This window comes from Alphaproteobacteria bacterium (assembly GCA_040905865.1).
Taxonomy (GTDB): domain Bacteria; phylum Pseudomonadota; class Alphaproteobacteria; order UBA8366.
In genome coordinates this window covers 179,906-206,830 of the sequence record JBBDQU010000074.1, presented here as the reverse complement: position 1 = coordinate 206,830, position 26,925 = coordinate 179,906, and the positions used below count along the sequence as shown (strand labels likewise).

Below are 26,925 nucleotides of genomic sequence, written 5' to 3'. Positions count from 1 at the left end.
GGATTGCGGGCCGGCCACTGAAATGGCGGCGAGATTTGTATGTATGAAGTATTGAAGCCGGTTCTGGTACCAATTCATCGCGAAGGCTGGCCTTTTATTGCGATATTTGCGGCTATTGCACTGGTGCTTGGCTGGATATGGGCCCCGCTCTTTGTCCCGGGCATTCTGCTCACCGTGTGGTGCGTGTATTTCTTTCGCGATCCGGACCGGATGACGCCCGTCCGGCCAGGGCTGGTGGTCAGTGCGGCCGACGGACTCGTTCAGATGATAGAACGCGTGTCACCGCCGGAAGAACTGGATATGGGCGAAACGCCGCTGACCCGTGTCAGTGTCTTCATGAACGTCTTCAATGTACATGTTAACCGAATTCCCATTGACGGGGTCATTGACAAACTGTCCTACCGGCCAGGCAAGTTCCTGAATGCGTCGCTGGACAAGGCGAGTGTGGACAATGAACGGCAGGCTGTCCGGATGGTAACGCTGGATGGACAGACCATTGCATTTGTTCAGATTGCCGGCCTCGTCGCGCGGCGGATTCTCTGTAATCTGTCCATTGACCAGCAGGTCCGGACCGGGGAACGGTTTGGCATGATCCGGTTTGGCAGCCGGTTGGACGTCTATCTGCCGGAAGGCGTCGCGCCACTGGTGTGCGTCGGACAGACCTGCGTGGCCGGCGAAACAGTACTGGCCGATTTGGCGGCCGGTGAAACGAGGCGGGAAGGGGAGATGCGCTGATGCTGCGTTCGCGTAATCACCATGCCCAGCGACGCCGGCTCAGGGGACTGTCCGTCGGCAAGCTGATTCCGAACATCATTACGGTTTCCGCCGCATGCTGCGGTCTGACCGGTATCCGGTTTGCCATTGAGGGCCGTTGGGACTACGCGGTGACGGCGATCATCGTCGCGGCGATTCTCGATGCGCTTGATGGCAGAATGGCCCGGATATTGAGGGCATCCAGCGAATTCGGCGCGGAACTCGATTCACTTTCCGATATCGTCAGTTTCGGTGTCTCACCTGCCATTATCCTCTATTTCTGGACCCTGCAGGACGCGGGCGGCGTCGGTTGGGCCATCATCCTGTTCTATATCGTCTGTTGCGCATTGCGGCTTGCCCGGTTCAACAGCATGCACGACAAGATGCCGCCCTACGCCTTCAATTATTTCACCGGAGTCCCGGCGCCCGCGGGTGCGTTGATGTCGCTGTTGCCGCTCGTGATCGCGCTCGGTTTCAATGCGGATTGGACGATGCATCCGCTCGTTACCGGAACCTGGGTGGCGATCATGGCGGCGCTGATGGTCAGCCGGATGCCGTCATATTCGTTCAAGCGGATCAAGGTGCCCCAGCGTTACGTCCTGCCGTTTCTCGTCGCCGTCGGCCTGACCCTGGCGGGGCTTGCCGCATTTCCCTGGATCGTTTTGACGGGTGTTGCCGTGGTATATCTTGGAACGTTTCCGTATTCAGTTCGCTCCTATACGCGCTTGAAGCGGGAAGCCGAAATCCTGCATGCCACGGTGCCGGAGAATCCGGGCGATGACGGTGAATTCCAGGTGGAAGATGACCAGAAGGACAGCGACGACTCCGGGACCAATATTCGGCCGCTCTGATCTGAACCTTGCCGTGGCAAGGTTTTGATATAGATCAAAGCGTTAACGAGGCTTCCATTGCATGTTATCCGTCTAACGAGGGAGGCGATGCGATGACGGACGGCGAAGTAATATACCTGTCGCTGGTTTGCGGCGCGGTGCTGATATTTTTTGTAGCCCTGGCCTATGGCTCAAGCACCGCGAGAAACAAAAGACGATAGGCCCGAGTTCGCTATTCGGGCGTCATGATGCGCCGGAAGTTGCGCAGGGATCGGACCCTTTCCGGAACCAATCTATTTGATTGAATTCGCGTATCGAATTGGCGTGTCTTGTTCATGCGCCTATCGCAATGTGCCGCGAAAAAGAGTATACTTTCTCTCAGGGTTACAAGCTGGCTTTCGATGCCCGCTCTGGATGAAAGTCATGCCTGAACATAAATGACGCTGTGTGAGGGGTGCGCACATGTCCGACAAGCGATTGCTTATTGTCGACGATCAGCCGGCACTTGGCGAAATAGTTCGCCGTACAGCGGTAGGCCTCGGGTATGACGTGAAGGTAACGACGCATGGCGAGGAATTCATGGCGGTATTCGACGATTTCAATCCGACGGCGATTGTCCTCGATATCGTGATGCCGGATATCGATGGAATCGAACTCGTTGCCTGGCTGGTGGACAGGGAATGCAGCGCCCGCATTCTTGTCGCCTCCGGATACAACAAGCGCTATGCAAAAATGGCGGAGACGCTGGGTATTGCCAAGGGCCTGGAAATCGGATTCCTGGAGAAGCCATACAGGATTGCCGAATTGCGCGACGCGCTGGTCGGTGTGAAGCCTGTTAGAGCACATCAGGACTGAATAGAACCACAACAGGTTCTATTCAGTCCTGATGTGCTCTATTTTCAACAAAATAGATCAAATTCACGGGATTGTTGGATCGCCATAGGCGATTCCAAGAAAACACGATCTGATCTACTCCGCTGCCACGGTTGACGGCGCATTGCCAAGGATCTCGTCCGTATGTTCGCCATGCCTGGGGGCCGGCCGCTTTATGCCGCCCGGGGTCTTCGACAGTTTGATGGGCGTGCCCAATATCCGGGTCGCGCCCGCTGCCGGGTGATCCACGGTGACGATCATGTCGCGCGCTTCCGTCTGCGGGTCGGCGAAGAGTTCCGCATGGTTCATGACAGGGCCGGCGGGGATGCCCCTGGCGTCAAGCAACCGGAACCATTCCATCGTCGTCTTCGTGACGAGCCTGTCTTCAAGGATGGCAACCAGTGCCTTGTTGTTCGCCACCCGGTCCGCCTTGGTGACAAAACGCGGGTCATCGATCAGTTCCGCACATCCCAGCACCTCGCATGTCAGGCTCCAGAAGCGCTGCGCCGCGGCGCCGATAGCGATATGGCCGTCGGCGGTCGGGAATATCTGGTAGGGGGCACTGCCGCGATGACGCTGGCCCAGTTTCTCCGGCGCCTGCCCCGTGGCGAAATAGGACGCCGCCTCGTAGAAGCCAAGCGAAATTCCCGCTTCGAACAGGGAGATATCGACCTGCTGCCCCGCTCCGGTTTTTTCCCGCGCGACCAGGGCGGTCAGTACGCCGATTGCGCCATTCATGCCGCCGCACAGGTCGGTAATGGGAATCGGCAGCCGGTGCGGCGGGCCGTCCTCGTCACCGCATATCGCCGCAAGGCCGGTCATCGCCTGGCTGATCAGGTCGAAGCCACCGCGCTTCGCATAGGGGCCGGTCTGCCCGAAGCCGGAAATCGAGCAATAGATCAGGCGCGGATTCAGGGCATGCATTGTCTCGTAACCGATGCCGATCCGTTCCGCCGTGCCGGGTTTGAAGTTTTCGATCAGAACATCCGCATCTTCTGCCAGGCGCTTGAAATCCGCCAGCCCCGCTGCGGTTTTCAGGTCGATAATGACGCTGCGCTTGTTCCTGTTCGCCAGCATGAAGGGGGCGCTTTCGCCACCAATGAAGGGGGGCGTCAGCCGCATGTCGTCGCCGACTTCGGGGCGCTCTATCTTGATCACATCGGCGCCCTGGTCCGCCAGAATCATGGCGCAATACGGTCCGGAAAGGTTTGAGGTGAGGTCCAGAACCTTGAGATGTGAAAGTGCCATTTTTATTTTCTCCGGTATCGCGTATCTATTGTCATAAGTTTGTAACACCGCCGGGGGAGATCTTCCGATCAGATGCTTTTCCGGCAGCCTAGGAAAGCAGATTTAGGACCATGACTGCAAATACTGTTCGAATTGTTCCGTCCGTACAGACGCCGCAATCCAAAACCGGCCGTTTCCGCCAGCTCCTCACCGATCCGGAGATGGCCTTTATCATGGAGGCGCATAACGGCCTGTCGGCACGTATCGTGGAAGAGGTCGGGTTCAAGGGTGTCTGGGCCTCGGGGCTCAGTATTTCGGCGGCGCTGGGCGTGCGCGACAACAATGAGGCATCCTGGACCCAGGTCCTGGAAGTGCTGGAGTTCATGTCCGACGCGACATCGATCCCCATCCTGGTCGATGGCGATACGGGATACGGCAATTTCAACAACATGCGCCGGCTGGTGACCAAGCTGTCCCAGCGCGGCATCGCCGCCGTCTGTATCGAGGACAAGCTGTTTCCCAAGACCAACAGCTTTATCGGTCGGGCGCAGCCGCTGGCCGATATCGACGAATTCTGCGGCAAGATCAAGGCGGGCAAGGACAGCCAGCTCGACGATGATTTCTGCGTCATCGCCCGGATCGAGGCGCTGATCGCCGGCTGGGGGGTGGATGAGGCGCTGCGCCGCGGCGAGGCCTATCATGCCGCTGGCGCCGATGCCGTGCTGATTCATTCCAAGATCGCGGAGCCGGATGAAATTTTCGCCTTCTGCAGGGAATGGGGTAACCGCTGTCCGGTGGTGATCGTGCCGACCATGTATTACGCGACGCCGACCCGGCAGTTCCGAGACCATGATATTTCGCTGGTGATCTGGGCGAACCACAATATGCGCGCGGCGATGCAGGCGATGCGGAATATCAGCGAAACGATTTTCCGCACCGAAACCCTGGCCGATGTGGAGGATACCATCCCGACCGTGGGCGAGGTCTTCAAGATCACCGGGAATGACGAACTGGCGGCGGCGGAATCCCGATATCTGCCAAAGCGGGGCGCGGGTTACGGCGCGGTCGTGCTGGCGGCGTCGCGCGGCAAGCGGCTGGGCAGCCTGACCGACGACCGGCCGAAATGCATGGTCGATGTACGCGGCCAGCCCGTGCTGCGCCGCCAACTGGCGATGCTGAACGGCGCCGGTATCCGCGATGTCACGATCGTGCGCGGCTACCGGAAGGAAGCGATCGACCTGGTCTCGGTGGCGACCGTCGACAATGACCGCTACGAAGTAACGGGCGAACTCTATTCGCTGAACTGCGCCCGCAAGGCGCTGAACCAGCCGACGCTGGTCTCCTACGGCGATATCCTGTTTCGCGACTACATGCTCGATGCGCTGCTCAAGGCGGAAGGCGATATCGTCATCGTTGCCGACGCGCTGTGGCGGGATCGCGAGCAGTCCGAAGCGGGCCTCGTCCGCGACCTCGTGGTCGGCGACCGGGCGTTTTCCACCGACTATCTGGACGACGCGCCGGTCAGCCTGGTGGAGGCCGGGCGCGATGCCAGCACCGAATCCGCGACCGGCGAATGGGTCGGCCTGCTGAAACTGAGCGAAGCGGGCGCGAGGGCGGTCGCCGCGGAGCTGGAAGCCATGGAATCCGATGGCAGCCTGGAAAAGGGCGACGTACCGGTCCTGCTGAACCGGCTGGTTGCGGCGGGTCACAATGTCCGGGTGCAGTATATCACCGGCCAGTGGCTCGATATTGACGACGCGCTGGACCTCGCCCGGGCGAGGAATATCGTATGATCAGGGCCGATGCGTTTCTGGACCGGGCGCTGGCCGCCGGGTACGACTTCTACACGGGCGTGCCGTGCTCGTTCCTGACGCCGGTGATCAACCGGGTCATCACCCGCAAGGATATCCGCTATGTCCCGGCGGCAAGCGAGGGCGAGGCGACCGCGATTGCCGCCGGCGCCTGGCTGGCGGGCCGCAAGACCGTGCTGATCTGCCAGAATTCGGGGCTCGGCAACGCCATCAACCCGCTAACCTCGCTGAACCATCCGTTCAGAATTCCGACGCTGATGATCGTCACCTGGCGCGGCCAGCCGGGGCTGAAGGACGAGCCGCAGCATGTGCTGATGGGGCAGATCACCGATGTCCTGCTGAACGATATCGGCGTACCGAACGAACCCTTCCCCAGCGAGGAAGCGGATATCGCACCGGCGCTGGAGCGCGCCTTCGCGCATATGGATTCGGCGGAACTGCCCTATGCGTTCATCATGGCGAACGGATCTGTGGCGTCCGAGGGGCTGGAGGAAACGCCGGCCCTGGCGACTCCCGGCGGCAATCTCAGCGACTTCACGACAGGCGGCGGTCGCCCGACCCGCTACAACACGCTGGAGCGATTGCTGAAGGTGACGCCGGACAATGCGGGGATCGTCTGTACCACCGGCAAGAGCGGCCGCGAGCTGTTCACCATCGATGACCGCAGGCAGCATATCTATCAGGTCGGTTCCATGGGCAGCGCCAGCGCGATGGGGCTGGGGATCGCGGTCAATGTCGACCGGCCGATTGTCGTGATCGATGGCGATGGCGCCGCGCTGATGAAGATGGGCAATATGGCGACCATCGGCGCGCAGGGGCCGAATAACCTGATCCACGTGCTGGTCGACAACGGCGTACATGATTCCACAGGCGGCCAGGCGACCGTGTCCGGCGGCGTGGATTTCGCCAGGATCGCGCTGGCCTGCGGCTACGCCAGCGCTGCCTCTGCGGACGATCTGGATGGCTTCGAGAAGGCGCTCAAGGCGGCCTATGCCAGCGATGGCCCGCATATGGTGCATATCCGGATCCAGCCAGGCAGCCTGGAAAAGCTCGGCCGCCCGACTGTTTCGCCCGATGCGGTGGCGCGTCGCTTCAAGGAATTTCTCGCCACCGCCGATTGAGACAGGAAAGCTCAATGCCGGCCGCGCTGTATGAACTCATCGATGATACAGGTCCGGGTTCGCCGTGGCTGGTCATGGTGCACGGAATCTCGCAGAACCGGCGCGCGTTCTCGGCCCAGCTTCCGGAGTTCCGCAAGACGCACCGGCTGTTGCTGATCGACCTGCCCGGCCACGGGCTGTCTTCCGCCGTGCCGGGCCCTTTCGGGGTCGAGGCATATGCGGCGAGCATCGCCGGTGCGATGGACGAAGCGGGTATCCTTCATGCGGCGTTTTGGGGCACGCATCTCGGCGCGGCGGCGGGACTGCTGCTGGCCTGCCGCGAATCCGAGCGGTTTACCGCCCTCATTCTGGAAGGACCGGTCTTTCCGGGGCGGCCAATGCCAGGCGTGGCGCAGATTCTGGCGCGGGTCGCCGATACCGCCCGGCAAGAAGGCATGCCGGCCGCGAGAAAACTCTGGTGGAACGAGTCCGGCTGGTTTGCTGTCATGCGGGATCGGCCCGTGGAATGCCGCGCCGCCGAGCAGCGCGCAATCATTGACGAATTCGAAGGCGCACCCTGGCTTGATACGGGCCTTATCGGCCCGATTACGCCACCGGACGATGACCTGCGGCAATTCCGGAAGCCGGTGCTGATCATGAATGGCGAGTACGACCTGCCCGATTTCCTGCAGTCCGCTGACGAGATTTCGGCTCTGCTGTCCGACTGCCGCCGTGTAACCGTCGCAGAAGGCGGCGGCTTCCCGTTCTGGGAATTTCCCGACGCGGTGAATGCCGAGGTGCGGGCCTTTCTGGCCACGCTGTAAGCGCGACGCAGTTCAGACGATTTTGGCGTCCTTCAATTTTGCGATCCGGGCCGCGTCGTAGCCCAGTTCTTCCAGCAGATCGTCCGTATCCTGCCCCAGTTCGGGACCGGGCCGGTTCGGCGTCGGCTCGCCCGTATGAAACGGCGCGTCCAGCATCCGGAACGCGCTGCCGTTCTGATGCTGCAATGTCTGTATCTTGCCGTTCCCGGTGACATAGGGATTGTCCAGCGCCTGCGCCACGTCGAGGATCGGCGCCGCGGGGACCGTCCCGGCGAAGATTTCAAGCCATTCCGCGGTTGTCTTCGTCGAAAGCTGCTCGTCCAGCATGTCCTGGATTTCCGGCCGCCGCGCCAGCCGGTCCTTGAAGGTCAGGTAACGTGGATCGCTCGCCCATTCGGGTCGGCCGATGGCGTTGCACAGCGCCGGCCAGAATTTTTCCTTGTTGCACATCAGGAAGACCCAGCCGTCCCTGGTCCTGTACTGGGCGCAGGGCGTCAAGGCCGGGTGCCCGGATCGCGGTTCGCGGCCCTGGTTGTGGCCGGTGTTCAGGTACCATGTGCCGGGATAGGACAGGTTGGTCATCGCCAGATCGAACAGGTTCACGTCGACATTCCGTCCCACGCCGGTCATCCGCGCGGCCAGGACGGCGGAAACGGCCGTATAGGCCATGCCAAGCCCGGTCATCAGGTCGACGATGGACAGGCCCATGCGCGTCGGGTTGCCTTCAGGTTCGCCGGTGAGCGAGAAATAGCCGGCTTCGGCCTGCATCAGGTAATCGTAACCGGGCCATTTCTGGCGCGGTCCTTCGCGGCCATAGGCGGTCAGAAAGGCGCAGACGATCCGAGGATTGATCCTGCCCAGCGTTTCGTATGTAAGGCCCAGTTTTTCCGGAACGTCGCCGCGCAGGTTGCAGGCCACGACATCGGCGGTCGGCACGAAGTCGTGCAGCACGGCCTGTCCTTCCGGGCTGCCGAGATCGAGCGTCAGGCTGCGCTTGTTGCGGTTGATGCTCTGGAAGAACAGGCTGCCGGAGCTGCTTTCGCCGTCATCGATAAAGAACGGCCCGACGCTGCGGCTCATGTCGCCGCCATCCTTCGGGTTCTCTATCTTGATGACCTCGGCGCCGAGATCGGCCATGTACTGCGTGCCCCAGGGGCCCGCGCCATATTGTTCGACGGCGAGCACACGCACGCCTGACAGCGGTAGCATTGCGGTCTCCTAAATGGGGTTACGGGCGATGAGCTGACGCGCGATGATGATACGCTGCAACTCGTTGGTGCCTTCGCCGATGGTCAGCAGCGGGGCATCCCGGTAATAGCGTTCGACGGGAAATTCCTTGGAATAGCCGTAGCCGCCATGGACCCGCAGCGCATCCATCGAATTGGTGACGGCGGCTTCGGTGGCGAACAGCTTGGCCATGCCGGCCTCCATGTCGCAGCGTTCGCCGCGGTCGAAGGCGTCGGCGGCCCGGTAGACCAGCAGCCGCGCGGCCTCGGTCCGGGTCACCATATCCGCGAGCATGAGCTGGATGGCCTGGTGTTCGGCGATGGGCTTGCCGAAGGTTTCGCGCTGCTGGGAATATTTCACGGATTCGTCCAGTGCGGCCTGCGAAACGCCGACGCCGCGCGCGGCGACGTTGATCCGGCCCAGTTCCAGCCCGCCCATGATATGCCGGAAGCCCTGGCCTTCGACGCCGCCGATCAGGTTCTCCGCCGGAACGTGGCAGTTCTCGAACAGCAGTTCGGCGGAATCGATCCCCTTGTAGCCGAGTTTCTCCAGCTTTCGGGACGGTCTGAACCCTTCGCCCTTTTCGACCAGGAAGACGCTGACGCCCTTGTGGCGCGGCTCCGCGTTCAGATCGGTTTTTACCATGACCGCAAAGCAATGGCCGTGGATGCCGTTGGAAATCCAGGTCTTGGTGCCGTTGATGCGGTAACCGTTGCCGTCGCGGTCGGCGCGGGTGCGGATCGCCTGCAGGTCGGTGCCGCAATTGGGCTCGGTCAGCGCGAGCCCGCCGCGGATTTCACCGGATGCGAATTTCGGCAGCCATTTGCGTTTTTGTTCCTCGGTCCCGTTGCGCTGCACGCAGGACGCCATGATGAGGTGCGAATTGAAGATGCCCGACAACGACATCCATTCCCGGCTGACCGCCTCGACGATCTTCGCATAGGTGCTGCAGGACAGGCCGAGCCCGCCATATTCCTCGCGGATGATCGAGCCGAACAGGCCGAGTTCGGCCATCTTGCCGACGATTTCCTCGGGCCAGATATCCTCATGCTCCAGATGCATGGCATAGGGTTTGACGTCGCGTTCGAGGAACTGCCCGACGCTGTCGAGGATCAGCCGTTCTTCTTCGCTGCTGCTTGCCGGATCCGGCATGACGGACGCTCCGTTTCTTCTGGGGTTGTCAGTTGTCGATGCCGTGGCCGCGTTTCGGGATCAGCATGGTCCGGACATAGGACATGAAGACCGTACCGTCGGCCTTCTTGCCGATTGTCCTGATCGTGACGATGCCCTGGGTCGGGCGGGAGGAGGATTCGCGTTTCTCCAGCACTTCGCTTTCGGCATAGATCGTGTCACCGTTGAACACCGGGGCGGTCAGCTTGATATCGTTCCAGCCCAGATTGGCGATGGCCTTCTGGCTGGTGTCGCTGACGCTCATCCCGGCCACGATGGCGAGTGTCAGGGCGCTGTTGACCAGCGGCTTGCCGAACTCGCTCTTCGCGGCGTATTCCGCATCGAAATGCAGCGGATGGGTATTCATCGTCAGCAGCGTGAACCAGCTGTTATCCGTTTCCGTGATGGTACGGCCCGGGCGGTGTTCGTAGACATCGCCGACGGTGAAATCCTCATAATAACGGCCGATTTCCTCGCGATAGCGCTGCGGGGCCACTTCCTTGCTTTCATAAACCATCGAATACTCTTTCTAGAAAAATGTCGTCAGATTCTTCGCCAGCAGCACATTCTGGTCGAGCCGGATTTCGCGTCGCGCGAGCCGCCATCCATCCTCCGTCTGGCGCAGCGTATCCAGCCGCTTGCCGATGAAGGTGTCGGCTTCGTCCTGCTGCCGGTTCCGGTAGACCAGAAAGCGGCAGGACGTGTCTACTTCGCAAGGCGTGCCGTCCCGAATATCCAGCAACCGGACGTTGCTGACCATATGGGTGGTCCGCGATACCGGCTCCTCCGCCCAGTGAATGCCGGTGGCAAGCTGCCGGATGCGCTGGGTCAGGGTTTCAATCCCTTCGTCCATCCAGTTGGCGTCGGCCTGTTCCCGCGTGGACTCGTCTGTCCCGCGCGCGGAATGCACATTCCGCATCATCGGCATCCAGTAGCGGATATCGGGGGCCAGCAGCACCAGCCAGTCCTCGAAGCGGCGGGCGTCCAGCAGTTCGGCTTCAACGCTGAGGAATTCTTCGATTTCCCGTTGCAGGAACAGCCGTTCCAGCGCTGTCCGCCGATCAGTCCGCATTATCCGCCTCAACGGATGTGGTCTGCGGCATCAGTTCGGACCAGTCGCCGCCGGTCATGAACTGCGTCCAGCGGCGATAGAATATCCGCTGGTTTTCTTCCGAATAGGTTCCGCTCTGAACCGCGCCGCGAAGCCCCGGCGCCGGTTTGGCGTGGCCGAGCGCCAGCTGGTAGTTGAAATCGTGCCGCCGCGCGATGGCGCCGGCGCTGGAGTCGGTCGCGTAGGTCCAGTTTTCCATATCGTCGGCCTCGGTCATGCCGCCGGGGCCGGAATAGCGCAGGTAGTAGTGGCGCGCGGCATCCTTGACCGGTTGCGGCGCGTCCGCGTCCACCAGGTACAGCCGCCAGAGTTCCACCTCCGTCGGGCTGATCGGATGGGTGATCAGGATGGTGCGCGGCTGCCGGCTATGAAACGACATATTGGGGAAGATCGTGCCGACCGAATTCGTGACTCGTGGCTGGTTACCGAGGTTTCGGACCCGGTCGTCGTAGATCCGGCGGTAATAGGCTTCGACCTCCGGGTCGCTGGCGAAGGTCGGTGCGTATTCGGGCTCCACCGTATGCGGCAGTTCGCCCAGCACACCGTGTCCCAACGCGCTGAACCCGATGGCGAGACGGGGCCGTTGCGCGTCGCGCCGCCCCTTGCCGCCGGGGCCGATCCCCACGGCATCGACCGAGCGGTGACTGATGTCGTGATACATGTCGCCGGCAAAGTTCTCCGCGACGAATTTCCAGTTGGTTTTCACGCGCCACTTCTGTACCCCGCCGATGACCTCCGACCCGCCGGGGCGACCGTCGCGGTGGTCCAGCGCGAAATCCAGGTAACGGCGCATATCGCCCAGCCAGTCGAGGAACGGGGGCGCGCCGGCATCCCAGTTGGCCCAGATCGTGCCCTTGTAGACGGTGACATTCGGGCAGCGCACCAGCCCCCAGCGCCTGCGGTCCAGCCGGTCGCCGTAGCCGGCCTCGAAATGCGGGACGCCGACCAGTTCGCCCGGTTCATCGACGATGTCGCGGTTGGTGGAAAAACTCCAGCCGTGATAGGGGCAGGTAAAGGCGCGGGCATTGCCCTGATCGTATCGGCACAGCTTCATGCCGCGATGGGTGCAACTGTTCAGAAAGACGAGGATTTCGCCCTGTCTGTTGCGGGTCAGGATTACCGGGTCCCGGCCCATCCGTGAGGCAAAGAAATCGTCCGGCTTGGGGATCAGGCCCTCATGCCCCACGAACAGCCATGCACGGGAAAATATGCGCGCCATTTCCCGGTCGAAAATCGCCCGGTCGATAAATATTTCCCGGCTGACTGTCCCGTTGTCAGCATCGACCAGGCGCCGCAAGTCCTGTTCGGAAACCGTATCCATTGCCGTATGCCTAACGCACCTTCGGAATTTCGACACCGGCCTGCTGTTCGATGCGGTGCACGATGCAGGTGATATCCTGCTTTCCCATGCCCGCATCGATGGCCGCCCGGAACATGTTCCGGACCTGGTCGCAGACCTTCATGTCCACGCCAAGCGCCTCGCCCTCCGCCAGCGCCAGATCCGTATCCTTCATCAGGATATCCATTGCCGCGCCATATTGAAAATTGCGGGTCAGGACATCGCGTGGAAACTTGTCCATGGTGGCGCTGTTGCGGCCACTGCCGGCGTTGATTGCCTGCAGCATGACCGCGGGGTCGAGGCCGCCCTTGACCCCCATGACGATGGCCTCGGCGGTGGCGGCCAGCGCCGTCGCCGACAGGATGTTGTTGGCCAGTTTCAGCACCTGGGCCGCACCGGGTGCCGACCCCGCATAGGTGATCTTGCCCCATGCGCGCAGCATCGGCTCCACTTCCCGGAAGGCGTCTTCAGGGCCGGATGCCATGACCGAAAGCGTGCCGGCCACGGCGCCCGGCGGGCCGCCGCTGATCGGCGATTCCACGGTCACAATCGATTTCGCCGCCAGCGCTGTCGCGATTTCCTTCGCAAGCGGCGAACCGGTGGTGCACAGGCTGACATAGAGCCGGACCCTGCTGCCGGCGATGACGCCGTCATCGCCCAGGACGGCCGCGCGAACCGCATTGTTGTTCGGTACGCTGACGAATACGATTTCCGCCTTGTCCGCCACGTCCTTCGGGGATTGCGCTGCTGTCGCGCCTGCATCCAGGATCGGCTGCATCGAGGCGGCATTGATGTCATAGGCGACGAGTTCGTGACCCTGTTCGATCAGCCGCAGCGACATCGGCGCTCCCATCGCGCCGGTTCCGACGAACCCCAGTTTCATGGCGGTTTCTCCTCTCAATGTCCCGTTCTGGCCAGCAGCCGGTCGACCATCTCGCCAGCCAGGCCCGTATAGTTTGCCGGATCGCACAGCGCGGCGATATCTTTTCGGGACAGTTTTTCCGTTATTACAGGCATTTCCACAAGCACGTCGTATAGCTGTCGGTTCGACGTTACCGCGTCCCGGCAGGCGTCGTAGACCAGGTCATGGGCCACCTGCCGCCCGATATGCGGCGCCAGGCCCATCATCACGGCTTCGGATACGATCAGCCCGTTGGTCAGTTCCAGGTTGCGCAGCATCCGGTCCTTGTCGACGATCAGCCCGTCCAGCATGTCGCGCGCCTGACGCAGCGATCCGGCGGTCAGGATGAAAGCCTGCGGGATAGATATCCATTCCACATGCCAGCCGCCGGAGGCGCGCTCATGGTCCTGCAGCATGCCGTCCAGGACCATCGCGACATACTGCCGGACGCCCCGCGCGGCGACAGTCATCAACTCGCAGGAAATGGGATTGCGCTTCTGCGGCATCGTGCTGCTGGCGCCGCGGCCGGGTGTAAAGGGTTCGAAGACCTCGCCGACCTCGGTCTGCATCAGCATCAGCACATCGGTGCCGATCTTGCCGAGCGTGCCGGTGAGGATGCCGAGGAAGGTAATCACCTCCGCCACGGTGTCGCGCATGGTGTGCCAGGCGATCTCCGGTCGTTCCAGCCCCAGTTCGTCCGCGACGCCTTCCTGTATCGCGAAGCCGTCCTTGCCAAGCGATGCGAGGGTTCCCGCCGCGCCGCTGAACTGCGCCATGGTTGCGCGGGGACGCAGTTCCGCCAGGCGCTGGCGGTTTCGCTCGATCCCGGACAGCCATCCGGCCACCTTGTAGCCGAAGGTTACCGGCAGGGCCTGCTGCAGATGGCTGCGTCCCGCCATCACCGTGTCGCGGTGTTCCCGGGCCAGTTTCGCCAGCAATCCGGCGATCGCGGCAAGATCGGCATCGATGATTTCCAGCGCCTCGCGCACCTGCATCGAATAGGCGCTGTCCATGATATCCTGGGTCGTCGTACCCCAATGGCAGTATTCGCCCAACCCGTCGTCACAGGCGGCGACAAGGCCTTCGACCAGCGGCAGGATCGGGTAAAACACCTGGTCCACGCGCTCGCGATAGCGGTCCATGTCCAGGTTTTCGTATTTCGCCTTGGCGATGATTTCGTCGGCGGCGTTCTGCGGGATGATCCCCAGTCGCGCCTGCACCCTGGCCAGCGCCGCTTCGACATCCAGGTATTTCTGCAGCAGCGCTTCGTCGGAAAAAACCCGCCGCATTGCTTCGGTGCCGAACAGGTTCTGGAATATTTCGGAATCGAAAGCGGTCGAAGCCATTCGGTTTTCTTTCCTTTTTGTTGAGGTATATTTCAACGGCGGCACACAGATTGACAAGTTTGCGCGGGAAAACCTAGTGTCTTGCGGAACAATTGCACTTTTCCTGTCGCGGAAAAACTGGCAAACCCCTGTAATGAAATACGTATTTTTCGCAGCGGCGCTGGTTTTCGCCTGCCTACAATCCGTGGCGGCGCAAACGGTTATCGAGGTGGCGCTGCCCACCGCGAAGGAACATATCCGCAATCAGGCGCTTGAACGCTGGGCCGCGAAGGTCGCGGCGGAATCCGGCAACCGGCTCGTGGTCAGGCTGCGCCATGACGAAACCCGATTCGATGGCGCCCATGTCATCAACGCGGTTGCCGAAGGCGTTTTCGATATGGCGGTGCCCGGCTGGTGGCATGTGGCGCGAATTGTACCCGATTTCCGTGTTTCGGCCCTGCCGGCCTTTTACGGCCGCAGCGGCGACGACGCCATGGCGGTATTCGACGGTCCGCTGGGCCGGGAACTGGATGGCGCGCTGGAACAGGCAATCAACGTCAGGGTTCTCGGGCGCCGCATCAACCTGGGGCTGGGTCAGATATACCTCTCTGCCCGGAAGGCGGAATCCTACGCGGATCTGGACGGGTTGAATATCCGCGTGCCGGGTGGCAGCGACGATCTGGCCCGTTATCTGGTGCTTGGTGCGACGCCGCGGCGGGTGCCGCTGGCCAATCTGAAAGGCGCGATGCAGGACGGTTTGATCGGCGGGCTCCTGACAACCCATTCCTTCGTGCGTGACGAAGCGCTGTGGGACGCCGGTGTGAAATACGCGTTTATCGATGATCAGGTCTTCTATCAGTATACGCCGATCATGAACCGCCGTCGCTGGGACGCATTCTCCGACGCGGAGCGCGCACTGCTGACGGAAAGCTGGGATGCGGCGGTGGACGACATGCGCGGCTTCGCCGCCCGGGAACAGTCCGCTGCCCGCGACGTCGTATCGCATAAAGGCATCGCCTTCGCCACGCCGTCGAAGGACGACCGAAAGGCGATGCGCCTGAATCTGCTGCGGGAACAGCCCGCGCTGGTGACGGCGCTGGAAATGGACAAGGGCTTCGTCGCGCGGGTGCAGGCGGCGCTGGATGCGATAGACCGGCAACGCGGCGATTGAACCCCGCGCAGCCGGCCCGCGCCCTTATTGTTAATGCGTCTACCGCGCCGGGTTCAGTTGCCGGCCATGGCCAGTTTCGGCTGTTCCAGCGTGAAATTGTGCTTTTCCAGTTCCACGAAGAGTTTCCGGACCTCTTCCGCGCCCATCTGCGTGAACGGCGGGCGATTGACCTTCCAGCCGCTGTCACCGGTGAAATGGGCGATGATCTCTTTCAGCGCCGGGACCATGGGGAAGCTCTGAATGGTCTTGCGCAGCGCCGTGATCGTCGCCTGCAGTTCGTCGGCTTCCGGCGTCTGCCACTTGTCATACAGTTCGCGCAGCTTCGCCGGGTTGGCGTTTGCCGTGGCGGTAATGCAGCCGGCGGCGCCGTTGCGAAGGCCCGCCAGCATGTGATTTTCGGCGCCGGGGAACATATTGAATCCGGGAAAATTCTTCAGGATCGCCGCCATGTTGTCCCAGTCGCCGGAACTGTCCTTCAGGCCCACCACTGTCCCGGGATAGGCATCGATCAGGCGTCCGATCAGATCCAGGGAGAAGCCGAACACGGTCTGCGGCGGAATATGGTACAGATAGGCCTGCAACCGGTCATCGGCGATGCGCTGTATCACTTCGTCGAAGAAGCGGAAAATCCCGTCATCATCGACATTCTTGTAGTAATAGGGCGGCAGCATCAGGACACCGCCGCAGCCGAGATCGACCGCATGCCTGGTCAGTTCGACGGCTTCGGTGATCGACGTCGCGCCGGTTCCGGGCATCAACACCTTCGGGTCGATACCTGATTTGACGAGCGCTTCAAGCAGCGCCATGCGTTCCGCGCCCGACTGTGAGTTCGCTTCGCTGGTCGTGCCAAAAACCGCCAGTCCGGCACAGCCCTGTTCCAGCAGCCAGTTGCAATGCTTTACGAAGCGCTCCGTATCCGGCGAAAGGTCAGCCTTGAACGGGGTGAGCGCCGGCGCGATGACGCCGGAAAAACGTTCAGTATTCGCCATGATGCTTCCCTCAATATCTGTATCTGAATCTGTATCTGAAATTGACCGCAGCATAGTCCCTGTAGCATTGCGGTACAAACCTAGTTTGGGACGTCGCCCTCGAATTCCCGGGCGGTTTCGCTGATCGCCGAATTGAATGATAGGGGACGGGCAAGGCCGAATTCGTTCAGCAGGCCGATGGCGGGCTTCAGGCGTTCCTCATCGCCGCGGCGCTTTACAAGCGTCAACAGCCATTCGCTGGGCGTGGCGCCCGTTGCAAGCAATGCGTCGGCTGCGGCGAAATTACTGCCGAGCAGGGCATAATCGGCGATCTGGCGAGGTCCTGTTCCCCAGCCGTCATCGACGTAAAGGAACAATTCATCGAGGCGCAGATCCCCCGGGCGCGTTGCCATCAATCGCCGGATTGCCGTACTGTCGTTGGCATCGACGGCATCGAAGAGGCGCTCCTCAAAGGTGCCGGTAGCGGCGGTTTCTTTCTTGGGAACGATGGTCCAGGCCGTGGGTTCCGTTTCCCGGTCGAACGATGTGTATAGGGCGAGCGCCAGTTGCGGATATTTTTGCGCGATGGCGACTCCTGAGGCGATGGCGGCAACCAGCAACACGGAGAGGGCGGCTATCCGCCAGCGCTGGTTGCGTTCCACCGGCGCCGTGGCCGAAACCGCTAACGGCTCCGTCGGCAGGAGCGTTTCCAGCAGCGAGGAACCGGAAATGATTTCGCCGTCGCGAACCTTCACCAGCGTCTTGTATTCGATCCTTCCCCGCTGCGCCTGCGCCAGAACAAGCCGCAGTTCGCGGTAGCGCCGGTCACCGGTCAGCGGCGCCAGTTTGGATATGGCGTCGGTGTGGTCGGCGCAGCGTTGAAGGTTTCGCCATTCACCGTCGCTCTGGCCCTGTATCCAGTAAATGCCGCGATTGACGTCCATGGAATTTCAGCAGGAAGGCCGGCGTTTCAGCGGACCGCAGTCATTGTCGTGCTCTCGTTGCGGGAACAGGGCCATGGTCATGCGCGTTATCATTTCCCGGAAGCGGGGGTGAGTCGAACCGTCGATATTTTTAACGGCGCCGTGGCTGGTCGACAGAAGCAGAGTGTCGCGGCAGAAGGCCATTCGCGCGGTCACGCTGCGTGTCGAGGTTTCTTTCGGAGGCGTTTCGGCCGGTGGCAGGCAGTAACTGGCCGGATCCATGCTGTCGGACGGGTTTAGCGACACATTGACGCGATATGACGATATATCCCCGTCGGCCGGAACCTCTGTAAATCGGGTGCGGGGTGTAAACGCCTCGCTGAACCACCAGTTCTCGGGCTGCATGGCGACCAGAATGTTATTGTGCACCAGCCGGTCCGGTGCAGGAAAGGGGTTTCCGGAAATAACGGTCGGCAGTATCTTGTATTGGGATGCGTATCGGAATTCCGACGGGCTGTAGGCGCGATCCTGTATGACCGCATGGACTCTGGGTTCACCGGCGCAGCCGGTCAGAAATAACGCCAGGGTAGCTAATATAATTCGACGCATTTTCCGATGCTAACACAAAACGACGAGTCTGATCGATAGTCTCATGTGCGGCGATTCGGTCGGCTACGGTCGTAGTGCACTCCATAGCACATCAGGTTTGAATCGAACCGGTTGCGGTTCCATTCAAACACGATCTGAACTAGTCCCGCACGATCCGGACGGGACCTTCCCTCGGCCCGGCTCGGCTGCGCTCGATTTCAATGCCGACGCTGGACACTTCCGCGATGGCGTCCAGCTTCTCCGCGCGTACCGTAACCCGTTCGACCCGGTTATCCGACAGGCAGAGGTCCGCAACGCGGCTCGCCAGGGTTTCGACCAGATTGATACGCCCTTCACGAGCCAACTGTTGAACCCTCTTGACCACCTCCGCGTAACAGACCACCTGCCGGTAACGGTCCGCGTCGAATTTGTCGGCTTCAAGCACGATCAGATCGATATTGATGCGAACCCGTTGCAGTGCATCATGTTCATGGTCATAGATACCGATTTCCCAGGGAATCACGAGATCACGGACAAAAATCCTATAGGTTGGGGGGGCCGATTGCGCCGCTGTGGCATCGACTGTTTTCGCCGGGGCAAGGGGCGTGCCTGCGGTCGTCAAAGGGGATATCCTCCAAGGCTAGGTGATTTGACATATTATGGTGCCGGACATAGCGGTCGGCAACCGCCGCCGCCCACCTGCCTTGATGGAGAATTGCCGCATGCGGCTTGAGGAACGGTTTACCTGGGGGGCAAGAACCCATGTGATGGGCATTTTGAACGTCACGCCCGATTCTTTTTCCGGCGATGGCGTGGCGTCGACGGCGGCGGCGGTTGCGCAAGCCAGGGCATTTGCCGCGTCCGGCGCGGATATCGTCGATATCGGAGGTGAAAGTACGCGTCCGGGGGCAGAGGCGATCGGCGCCGCAGCCGAGGCGGCGCGCGTCCTGCCGGTCATCGCCGCGGTTCGCGATGCCCTGCCTGATATGGTCGTCTCCATCGATACTTACCGGGCGAAGGTGGCGGAAGCAGCGCTCGATGCCGGCGCGGATATTATCAACGATGTCTGGAGCTTGCGGGCGGACCCGGATATGGCGACTCTGGCGGCGGCGCGCGGAGCGACCGTGATCCTGATGCATAACCGCAGCAGGCCGGGGCATGCCGAAATCGATGCCCGGCTCGGCGGACGGTATATTCCGCCAGATTACGGCGACCTGCTGGGAGAGGTCGGCGGCGAACTCGCCGCACTGGCGCAGCAGGCCCGCGATGCCGGTATTGAGCCGGACCGGATTATCCTCGACCCGGGACTTGGGTTCGGCAAAACGGTCAATCAGAATCTGGCGCTGATAAACCATCTGGATCAATTCAGGGCGCTTGGCTATCCGCTGCTGCTTGGCGCGAGCCGGAAATCGTTCATCGGGAAGGTGCTGGATGCGCCGGTAAACGCCCGACAGTTCGGCACCGCCGCTACTGTGGCGCTGGCCATCATTCGCGGTGCGGATATCGTGCGGGTGCATGACGTGGCTGAAATGGCGCAGGTTGCCCGGATGACTGACGCAATGCTGCGGGCGCCGTTGACATGACCGTTCCGGTTTATATCGCGCTGGGCAGCAATCTGGGCGACCGGGCGGCGCAGATCGACGCGGCCGTGGAGCGGCTGTCGGCAATTGCAACCATCGAGAAACGCTCGCGGGTTTATGAAACCGCGCCGAAATACGTGACCGACCAGCCCGCGTTTCTGAACATGGCCGTCCTGGCGAGGACCGGCCTTGCGCCGCTGGCGTTGCTGGCGGCGACGCAGTCCATCGAAAAGGCGCTTGGGCGGATACCGGGCCAGCGTTTCGGGCCACGGGCGATTGACCTTGATATTCTGTTCTACGGTGACGAGGCGATTGACCTACCGGAACTTACGGTGCCGCATCCCCGCATCGCGGAGCGTCGCTTCGTTTTGCAGCCGTTGAACGATATCGCGGCCAAGTTCCGGCATCCCGCCACGGGGCAAAGCGTTTCGGACATGCTGGCAGCGCTGCCGCCCGATAAGGACGTTCGTCTGTTCGCCCCCAGCGATCAGAACTGATCCTCGGGCAGGGCGAGGATCGCGGCATGTCCGTCGCAGATCGGGTCGACCAGCGCCTCGGCCTGCGGCAGGATATTTTCCGCGTGGAATCTGGCCGTCACGAGTTTCGCCTTGAGAAAGGCTGTATCCCCCGCGCCGCTTTCCAGCGCCGCCTGCGCTGCAAGCGCGCTGCGGGCCATCATCGCGCCGCCGGCGACGGTGCCGAACAGCCGCAGATAAGGCGTCGCCCCGGCCAGCGCCCGGTCGGAACCCTCACTGCCCTGTTCCAGCAGCCAGTCCGTTGTCGTGCAAAGCGCCTGCACCGCCCTGGCGAGCTGGCTGCAGATTGCCTTGAAGGCGGGGTCCGGCTGCGCGTCCAGCAATGCCAGCAGCGTATCGATTTCGCCGATATAGGTTTTCACGGCATCGCCGCCGTCGCGCAACACCTTGCGGGTCAGCAGGTCGATGGCCTGGATGCCATTGGTGCCTTCGTATATCGGCGCAATGCGGGCGTCACGCAGATGCTGCACGGCCCCGATCTCTTCGATATAGCCCATGCCGCCATGCACCTGTATGCCAAGCGACGCAACCTCCACACCAAGGTCCGTACACCACGCTTTCACGATCGGGGTCATCAGCTCCAGCCGGGTTTGCGCCCTGGCGCGATCTTCGGGCGTCCGGGCCCGCCGGGACCGGTCCAGGTATGTCACCGTGTCCAAGGTGACCGCGCGCATCGCCTCAGTGCTGGCTTTCATTGTCAGTAACATGCGCCGGACGTCGGGATACCGGATAATCGATTGCGGGGCGCCGTCCGGGGCACGGCCCTGCACCCGGTCGCGGGCGTAGGCCGCTGCCTGCTGATAGGCCCGTTCAGCAATGGCCAGCCCGGACAGGCCGACATTAATGCGGGCATTGTTCATCATCGTGAACATACAGTTCAGCCCGCGATTTTCCGTGCCGACCAGATAGCCGATAGCGCCTTCATTTTCGCCATAGGACATGACGCAGGTTGGCGATGCCCGGATGCCGAGCTTGTGTTCCAGCGACATGACGCGCAGATCGTTCCGCGCTCCAAGCGATCGGTCATCGTTGACCAGAAACTTTGGCACGATAAAGAGCGAGATTCCCTTTGTCCCCGCAGGCGCGTCAGGGGTGCGGGCCAGCACCAGATGGACTATGTTGTCCGTCATATCGTGTTCGCCCCAGCTGATGAAGATTTTCTGACCCCGAATACGGTAGTGGTCGCCTTCGGGCGTCGCCTGGCAGCGTAGCGCGCCGACATCCGATCCGGCCTGCGGTTCGGTAAGGTTCATCGTTCCGGTCCATTCGCCGGATGTCATCTTGTCGAGATACCTTGCCTTCTGTTCCGGGCTCGCATGGGCTTCGAGAAGGTCCACCGCGCCCCAGGTCAGCAGCGGACACAGCGCCCAGGCGCTGTTTGCGGAAAACCACATTTCCTCGGCAGCCATGCCGACAAGCCAGGGCAGCCCCTGGCCGCCATTCTTGGGATCGAAGGGCAGGCTGTTCCAGCCGCCGTCGATAAAGGCCCGATAGGCTTCGGTAAAACCCTTCGCCGTGCGCACCATACCGTTTTCCAGCACCGCGCCTTCCGTATCGCCGACCGTATTCAGCGGCGCCAGGATGCCGCCGGCCAGTTTGCCGGATTCTTCGAGTATCGCATCCACCAGATCGGCGCTGGCATCCTCGCAGCCCGGCAGTTCCTGTACCGCCTTCAATAGCCCGAGGTCGTGAAACAGGAACTTCATGTCCCGGATTGGTGCGTTGTAGGTGCTCATGAATATTCCGTTGTCCGAGAATCACGATCTACAGCATCTTGCCCGGATTCATGATCGCGTCCGGGTCGAGCGCCGATTTTACCCGGCGCATCAGGTCGAGTTCCAGCGGCTGTTTGTAGCGGGCCATTTCACGCAGCTTGAGCTGCCCTACGCCGTGTTCGGCGCTGAACGATCCGCCCATATCGACGACGATGTCATAGACATTCCGCGTGATCGCCTCCCGGTGCGACAGGAACGTGTCCAGGTCCATGTCCAGCGGTTGCGAGATGTTGTAATGGATGTTGCCGTCGCCGCAATGCCCGAAAGGCACCGGGCGGGCGCCCGGTAACAGGGCCAGCACCGCCGCATTGGTGCGGCGGATGAACGCCGGCACGCGGCTGACGCCGATCGAGATGTCGTGCTTGATGCTGCCGCCCAGAAATTTCTGCGATTCGACGACCGCGTCGCGGATGCGCCAGAAATCCGCGCGCTGGCCATCCGACTGTGCAACGGTGGCGTCATCGATTTCACCAGCCGCCAGTGCTTCCGACAGCAGGGTTTCCATGGCATCGGCCATGTCGCCATTCGCATTGGCGCCGGACAGTTCGAACAGGGCGTAATCGTCGAACTTCCGGGTCAGCGGGTCGCGAATCCCGGGGATGTGCGCCACAGCCGCGGCAAAGGACCGGTGGCAGATCAGTTCGAAACTGGTCACGCGGTCGCCGCTGGCGGACCGGGCCCGCGCCAGCAGGTCGAGCGACGCATCAAGGCTGCGCAGGCCGACAAAGGCAGTCTGTACATCCTTCGGGCGTGGAAACAGCTTGCAGACCGCCGCCGTGATGACGCCAAGCGTTCCCTCGCCGCCGATATACAGCTGTTTCAGGTCGTAGCCCGTATTGTCCTTGCGCAGCCGTTTCAATCCGTTCCAGACCCGGCCGTCGGGCAGGACAACTTCGAGGCCCAGCACAAGATCGCGGGCGTTGCCGTAGCGCAGCACATTGACGCCGCCGGCATTGGTGGAAAGGTTGCCGCCGATCTGGCAACTGCCTTCGGCGCTGAGGCTCAAGGGGAACAGCCGGTCCTCGGCCGCGGCCGCCGCCTGAATATTGGCCAGAATACAGCCGGCTTCCACGGTAATCGTCGCGTTCAGGGGATCGATTTCACGGATCCGGTTCATGCGGCCAAGGCTGAGAATGATCGCGGCGTCCGCGGCCATCGGGATGCCGCCGCCGACCAGGCCGGTATTGCCGCCCTGCGGCACGATGGCAATACCTGTTTCGGCGCAGGCCGACACCACGGCGGCGACGTCGTTGGTGCTGGCCGGGCGCACCACAAGCTTGCAGTCGCCATGGAACATGCCGCGTTGCTCGGCGAGATAAGGCGCTATATCGGCTGGCGTGTCATGCCACCCGTTCGGACCGACGATCTGCCTGATCCGGGCCAGTGCGGCCGCGCGTAGCGATAATGTGTCCTCAGGGGACATGCTGGTTCCTTCCTGCAAAGCGGGATGTATTGCATCGCCACGTTCGCCGCAAGAAGCGGCAAACAGGGTCCGGATCAGCCGCGTGGCGCGGCGGCCCGCCGCAGCCGGTCATTGATGGCCCGGCCCAGGCCGGTTTCCGGAATTTTCATGACCGCGATACCGGTCCAGGGCGGCGTATCGAGCAGGCGCAGGCTGGCGAACAGGTTCGCGGCCGCTTCGGTCAGGTCTCCGGTGACGCTGAGGTTTTTCACGGCTTCCGGCGCCGGGCCAAAACCCAGCAGCGCCTCGCCGGAGGCCGCGGTCACCGCGTTCATTCGCAGGTGTCGGGCAGGCGCATAATGACTTGTCAGCATGCCGGGTGATTTCGGCGCATTGTCTTCGCTGCCGGCGAGCATCAGGGTGAGGCCCAGAAACGACTCGACGTCTTCGGCCGTGACGCCGCCGCCGCGTAGCAGGGCCGGGGGCGTACCGGTGGTGTCGAGCACGGTCGATTCCAGGCCAATCGCGCAGGGACCGCCGTCCAGGATAATGGCGACATGGTCGCCGAGTTCCGCCACGACATGCTGCGCTGTCGTCGAACTGATCCGGCCGGAGACATTGGCGCTGGGTGCGGCGACGGGTATACCCGCCACGCGCAACAGGGACCGCGCGCCTTCATGTGCGGGTACACGGATTGCGACGGTATCAAGGCCCGCACTGACCAGAAGCGACAGGCCGGAAGCGGCTCGCCGGGGCGCAACCAGGCTCAATGCGCCGGGCCAGAAACGGGCGGCCAGACGCTCCGCAACCGGTGGCAAAGCCGCGATGTGGCGGGCCGCTTCGGCATCCGGAACATGGACGATCAGGGGATTGAACCGGGGCCGGCCCTTGGCGGCAAATATCGCCGCCACCGCCCGGTCGTTGGTCGCGTCGGCGCCCAGCCCGTAAACGGTTTCTGACGGAAACGCCACCAGTTCACCGGCCTTCAGTGCCCTGGCGGCTTCCGCGATGTTCTCAGGCGTAAGGGGGAGGACACGCGCCATGATCGGGCTGTGGAAGCGTCCTAGTTGGGAACCGGGATATCCGTCCCGTCTTCGAGGTCGATATCGAGGATCGCCATGTTAAAGGCATAGGAGAGCTCGCCATCCTCTTCGTCGCGGAAGAGGACGCCGATAAATTCATCGTCGATCAGGACTTCGCACGAACCGTCTTTCTGTTCCTTCAGCGTGATGGCATTGTTGCGGAACTTGCGGCGCAGGTATTTTTCGACACTGAGGAGTTCTGATCGTTTCACGACAGCTTCCTTGGCTTGCATTTGGAGACGATGGGACCATAGCGTTTTCGGCCGGGCTGTAAAGAAGCCAGGTGTATTTAAATGGCGTAAGTTGGGGCTTTCTTCTTTCCGGACTAGTGGTTAGTGTCCGCCAGTTTTTTAAATCGGGAGGTCTGACATGGCACGATTCAGGATCGCTGTGATTCCAGGAGACGGTATCGGGAACGAAACGGTGCCTGAAGGCATCAAGGCGCTGGAAGCCGCGAGCCGGAAATGCGGCTTCGAACTGGCGTTCGACCATTATGACTGGAGTTGCGAGACCTATGCCAAAACCGGTCGGATGATGCCTGAAGACGGCCTGGACCAGCTTCGCGATCATGACGCCATTTTCCTGGGTGCGGTGGGCTTTCCGGGTGTTCCCGATCATATTTCGCTTTGGGGCCTGCTGATACCGATCCGGCGGGAATTCCAGCAATATGTGAACTTACGGCCGGTCCGCCTGCTGCCCGGCATTACGCCGCCGGTGCATGGTTACAAACCCGGCGATATCGATTTTTTCGTTGTCCGTGAAAATAACGAAGGCGAATATTCGGAAATAGGCGGCCGCATGTATGAAGGCACGCCGCAGGAATTCGTGCTTCAGGAAAACATCTTTACCCGCCAGGGCGTTGACCGGATCATGCGCTACGCCTTCGATCTGGCGGCGAGCCGCAAGAAAAAGCACCTGACTTCGGCGACCAAGTCCAACGGCATCATGCACACGATGCCGTACTGGGATGAACGGTTCAAGCTGCTCTCCTCCGATTATCCGGAAGTGAAGACGGACCAGTACCATATCGACATCCTGTGCGCCCATTTCGTACAGCATCCGGACTGGTTCGACGTCGTCGTCGGCAGCAATCTGTTCGGGGATATTCTGTCGGATCTGGGACCGGGCGTTACCGGAACAATTGCCGTCGCGCCCTCCGCCAATATTAACCCGGCGCGCGAGTTTCCGTCCATGTTCGAACCCGTGCACGGCTCCGCGCCCGACATTGCCGGCAAGGGTATCGCCAATCCGATCGGCCAGATCTGGTCGGCCGCGCTCTTGCTGGAGCATGTCGGCGCGCCAAAGGCCGGGGCGGCGATATACAACGCCATCGAAGCGGTGCTGTCCGATCCCGGTGCCCCCAAGACGCGGGATATGGGCGGCAAGGCGACGACATCCGAACTGGGCGACGCCATCGTAGCGGCTATCGGTTGACGATCCGGCCTGCGCGGAGCTGCCTTTGGTAAACGCCACGCGCACGCTGTTTGCCAGTTTGCCCGCCGGTCTGCGCGGGATGATGTTCATGTTCGTGGGAACAGTCACCGGCGTCTGTATGCATGCGACGGTCCGGCATATGAGCGCCGCACTGGAGCCGTTCGAACTGGCCTTCTTCCGGAACTCGTTCGCCCTGGTCTTCCTTGCCGTCCCGCTGCTTCGTCTCGGCATCGCGCCGCTGCGCACGAGCCATCCCTGGCTGCACCTGTTGCGGGGGGCGCTGACCACCAGTTCGATGCTGGCCTTCTTCACCGCCCTTAGCATCTCGCCGCTGGCGCAGGTAACGGCGCTGTCCTTTACCGCGCCGCTCTTCGCCACGATCCTGGCGATATTCTTCCTGGGCGAGGTTGTGCGAATCCGGCGTTGGGCCGCCATTGTCGTCGGGTTCGCCGGGACGCTGGTGATTCTGCGGCCCGGAATCGTCGAACTCGATCTGGGATCGGTGCTGACGCTGTTTTCAGCCCTTGCCTGGGGCGCCGCGATCATCGTGACGCGCATACTGGGGCGCACCGAGTCCAGTCATACGATCACATTCTATCTTGCGCTGGTCATGACGGTGTTGTCGTTCGTGCCCGCGACCACGGTCTGGTTGTGGCCGGAACCTCATCATTACCTGTGGCTGCTGCTGATCGCGGCCTTTGGCACGGTGACGCAGCTCAGCGTCACCCAGGCATTGCGGCTGGCTGAGACCGCCGTCGTCATGCCGATTGATTTTTTCAAGCTGATCTGGGCGACGGCGTTCGGATTCTTCCTGTTTGCGGAACATCCCGACGCGATGACGCTCCTGGGCGGCGGTATGATTTTCGTCAGCGCAACCTATATTGCCTATCGCGAAAGCAAGCTGAAGAAACGGCCAGCCATCGCCTATGAGGGCGATGGCAAAAATCGAACCAATTAATAAGCGTACATATAAAA

The 26,925-nt window shown here is 61.8% G+C and carries 27 protein-coding genes; 11 read left to right on the top strand and 16 right to left on the bottom strand.

Features of this window, described 5'->3' with window-relative positions; all coding sequences use genetic code 11:
* Window positions 1-39 precede the first annotated feature (39 nt).
* The 3 genes from WD767_17545 (at window position 40) to WD767_17535 (ending at window position 2,438) form a co-directional block, all read left to right on the top strand.
* Window positions 40-735 (top strand): phosphatidylserine decarboxylase, encoded by a 696-nt coding sequence (locus WD767_17545; GenBank protein ID MEX2617897.1) that lies wholly within the window; start codon window positions 40-42, stop codon window positions 733-735.
* Window positions 735-1,604, top strand: coding sequence for a CDP-diacylglycerol--serine O-phosphatidyltransferase (pssA, locus tag WD767_17540; GenBank protein ID MEX2617896.1), 870 nt, complete (start codon window positions 735-737; stop codon window positions 1,602-1,604). Before WD767_17545 ends, pssA begins: the two co-directional genes overlap by 1 nt.
* Window positions 1,605-2,045: 441 nt before the next feature.
* A complete protein-coding gene (locus WD767_17535) occupies window positions 2,046-2,438 on the top strand; it encodes a response regulator (protein MEX2617895.1) in 393 nt (130 codons plus the stop codon).
* A gap of 114 nt (window positions 2,439-2,552) precedes the next feature.
* On the opposite strand, the gene WD767_17530 is transcribed toward WD767_17535, so the two are convergent.
* A complete protein-coding gene (locus WD767_17530) occupies window positions 2,553-3,704 on the bottom strand; it encodes a CoA transferase (GenBank protein ID MEX2617894.1) in 1,152 nt (383 codons plus the stop codon).
* Window positions 3,705-3,814: 110 nt separating this feature from the next.
* Here WD767_17530 and aepX point away from each other — a divergent pair, with 110 nt between their 5' ends.
* Genes aepX through WD767_17515 form a run of 3 tightly spaced genes read left to right on the top strand, consistent with a single transcriptional unit; the run spans window position 3,815 to window position 7,418 of the window.
* The gene (gene aepX, locus WD767_17525) at window positions 3,815-5,476 is read left to right on the top strand and encodes a phosphoenolpyruvate mutase (protein ID MEX2617893.1); all 1,662 of its coding nucleotides are present in this window, start codon (window positions 3,815-3,817) and stop codon (window positions 5,474-5,476) included.
* Window positions 5,473-6,615, top strand: a complete 1,143-nt coding sequence (gene aepY, locus WD767_17520; protein MEX2617892.1) for a phosphonopyruvate decarboxylase — start codon at window positions 5,473-5,475, stop codon at window positions 6,613-6,615. The genes aepX and aepY overlap by 4 nt, the downstream gene beginning before the upstream one ends.
* Window positions 6,616-6,629: 14 nt before the next feature.
* On the top strand, window positions 6,630-7,418 hold the full coding sequence (locus tag WD767_17515; GenBank protein ID MEX2617891.1) for an alpha/beta fold hydrolase: 789 nt from the start codon (window positions 6,630-6,632) through the stop codon (window positions 7,416-7,418).
* Window positions 7,419-7,430: 12 nt separating this feature from the next.
* On the opposite strand, the gene WD767_17510 is transcribed toward WD767_17515, so the two are convergent.
* Genes WD767_17510 through pcaB form a run of 7 tightly spaced genes read right to left on the bottom strand, consistent with a single transcriptional unit; the run spans window position 7,431 to window position 14,512 of the window.
* Window positions 7,431-8,627 carry a CoA transferase gene (locus WD767_17510; protein ID MEX2617890.1) on the bottom strand — a complete coding sequence of 399 codons (1,197 nt, stop codon included), beginning with the start codon at window positions 8,625-8,627 and terminating at the stop codon, window positions 7,431-7,433.
* A 9-nt stretch (window positions 8,628-8,636) separates the two neighbouring features.
* The gene (locus WD767_17505; GenBank protein MEX2617889.1) at window positions 8,637-9,797 is read right to left on the bottom strand and encodes an acyl-CoA dehydrogenase family protein; all 1,161 of its coding nucleotides are present in this window, start codon (window positions 9,795-9,797) and stop codon (window positions 8,637-8,639) included.
* Between the two features lie 28 nt (window positions 9,798-9,825).
* Window positions 9,826-10,332 (bottom strand): MaoC family dehydratase, encoded by a 507-nt coding sequence (locus WD767_17500; protein MEX2617888.1) that lies wholly within the window; start codon window positions 10,330-10,332, stop codon window positions 9,826-9,828.
* A gap of 12 nt (window positions 10,333-10,344) precedes the next feature.
* Window positions 10,345-10,887 carry a 3-phenylpropionate/cinnamic acid dioxygenase subunit beta gene (locus WD767_17495; GenBank protein ID MEX2617887.1) on the bottom strand — a complete coding sequence of 181 codons (543 nt, stop codon included), beginning with the start codon at window positions 10,885-10,887 and terminating at the stop codon, window positions 10,345-10,347.
* Complete coding sequence (locus tag WD767_17490) at window positions 10,877-12,247, bottom strand: aromatic ring-hydroxylating dioxygenase subunit alpha (GenBank protein MEX2617886.1); 1,371 nt, start codon at window positions 12,245-12,247, stop codon at window positions 10,877-10,879. The genes WD767_17495 and WD767_17490 overlap by 11 nt, the downstream gene beginning before the upstream one ends.
* A 10-nt stretch (window positions 12,248-12,257) precedes the next feature.
* Entirely contained in the window at window positions 12,258-13,148 is an 891-nt protein-coding gene (locus WD767_17485; GenBank protein MEX2617885.1) for an NAD(P)-dependent oxidoreductase, read from the bottom strand.
* Window positions 13,149-13,162: 14 nt separating this feature from the next.
* Window positions 13,163-14,512 (bottom strand): 3-carboxy-cis,cis-muconate cycloisomerase, encoded by a 1,350-nt coding sequence (pcaB, locus tag WD767_17480; protein ID MEX2617884.1) that lies wholly within the window; start codon window positions 14,510-14,512, stop codon window positions 13,163-13,165.
* Window positions 14,513-14,645: 133 nt separating this feature from the next.
* Between pcaB and dctP the strand changes: the two genes are divergently transcribed.
* The gene (dctP, locus tag WD767_17475; protein ID MEX2617883.1) at window positions 14,646-15,662 is read left to right on the top strand and encodes a TRAP transporter substrate-binding protein DctP; all 1,017 of its coding nucleotides are present in this window, start codon (window positions 14,646-14,648) and stop codon (window positions 15,660-15,662) included.
* A gap of 53 nt (window positions 15,663-15,715) precedes the next feature.
* Here dctP and WD767_17470 read toward each other — a convergent pair whose 3' ends face one another.
* The 4 genes from WD767_17470 to folB all read right to left on the bottom strand — a co-directional run bounded on the left by WD767_17470 (window position 15,716) and on the right by folB (window position 18,763).
* The gene (locus tag WD767_17470; GenBank protein MEX2617882.1) at window positions 15,716-16,651 is read right to left on the bottom strand and encodes a dihydrodipicolinate synthase family protein; all 936 of its coding nucleotides are present in this window, start codon (window positions 16,649-16,651) and stop codon (window positions 15,716-15,718) included.
* A gap of 80 nt (window positions 16,652-16,731) precedes the next feature.
* Complete coding sequence (locus tag WD767_17465; protein ID MEX2617881.1) at window positions 16,732-17,574, bottom strand: hypothetical protein; 843 nt, start codon at window positions 17,572-17,574, stop codon at window positions 16,732-16,734.
* Between the two features lie 6 nt (window positions 17,575-17,580).
* Window positions 17,581-17,982: a hypothetical protein gene (locus WD767_17460; GenBank protein ID MEX2617880.1), complete on the bottom strand. Its 402-nt coding sequence runs from the start codon at window positions 17,980-17,982 to the stop codon at window positions 17,581-17,583.
* Window positions 17,983-18,301: 319 nt separating this feature from the next.
* On the bottom strand, window positions 18,302-18,763 hold the full coding sequence (gene folB, locus WD767_17455; GenBank protein MEX2617879.1) for a dihydroneopterin aldolase: 462 nt from the start codon (window positions 18,761-18,763) through the stop codon (window positions 18,302-18,304).
* Window positions 18,764-18,863: 100 nt separating this feature from the next.
* Here folB and folP point away from each other — a divergent pair, with 100 nt between their 5' ends.
* The gene (gene folP / locus WD767_17450; GenBank protein MEX2617878.1) at window positions 18,864-19,724 is read left to right on the top strand and encodes a dihydropteroate synthase; all 861 of its coding nucleotides are present in this window, start codon (window positions 18,864-18,866) and stop codon (window positions 19,722-19,724) included.
* Window positions 19,721-20,218: a 2-amino-4-hydroxy-6-hydroxymethyldihydropteridine diphosphokinase gene (gene folK / locus WD767_17445; GenBank protein MEX2617877.1), complete on the top strand. Its 498-nt coding sequence runs from the start codon at window positions 19,721-19,723 to the stop codon at window positions 20,216-20,218. Before folP ends, folK begins: the two co-directional genes overlap by 4 nt.
* On the opposite strand, the gene WD767_17440 is transcribed toward folK, so the two are convergent.
* From WD767_17440 to WD767_17425, 4 genes are all read right to left on the bottom strand, one after another.
* Window positions 20,209-21,993: an acyl-CoA dehydrogenase gene (locus WD767_17440; protein MEX2617876.1), complete on the bottom strand. Its 1,785-nt coding sequence runs from the start codon at window positions 21,991-21,993 to the stop codon at window positions 20,209-20,211. The genes folK and WD767_17440 overlap by 10 nt on opposite strands.
* 28 nt (window positions 21,994-22,021) lie before the next feature.
* Complete coding sequence (locus tag WD767_17435; protein ID MEX2617875.1) at window positions 22,022-23,455, bottom strand: FAD-binding oxidoreductase; 1,434 nt, start codon at window positions 23,453-23,455, stop codon at window positions 22,022-22,024.
* A 74-nt stretch (window positions 23,456-23,529) separates the two neighbouring features.
* Window positions 23,530-24,477: an L-threonylcarbamoyladenylate synthase gene (locus tag WD767_17430; protein ID MEX2617874.1), complete on the bottom strand. Its 948-nt coding sequence runs from the start codon at window positions 24,475-24,477 to the stop codon at window positions 23,530-23,532.
* A 20-nt stretch (window positions 24,478-24,497) separates the two neighbouring features.
* Window positions 24,498-24,728, bottom strand: a complete 231-nt coding sequence (locus WD767_17425) for a DUF3126 family protein (GenBank protein ID MEX2617873.1) — start codon at window positions 24,726-24,728, stop codon at window positions 24,498-24,500.
* Window positions 24,729-24,885: 157 nt separating this feature from the next.
* Here WD767_17425 and WD767_17420 point away from each other — a divergent pair, with 157 nt between their 5' ends.
* A complete protein-coding gene (locus tag WD767_17420) occupies window positions 24,886-25,950 on the top strand; it encodes a tartrate dehydrogenase (protein ID MEX2617872.1) in 1,065 nt (354 codons plus the stop codon).
* Window positions 25,951-26,029: 79 nt separating this feature from the next.
* Window positions 26,030-26,908, top strand: a complete 879-nt coding sequence (locus tag WD767_17415) for a DMT family transporter (GenBank protein ID MEX2617871.1) — start codon at window positions 26,030-26,032, stop codon at window positions 26,906-26,908.
* Window positions 26,909-26,925: the final 17 nt, after the last annotated feature.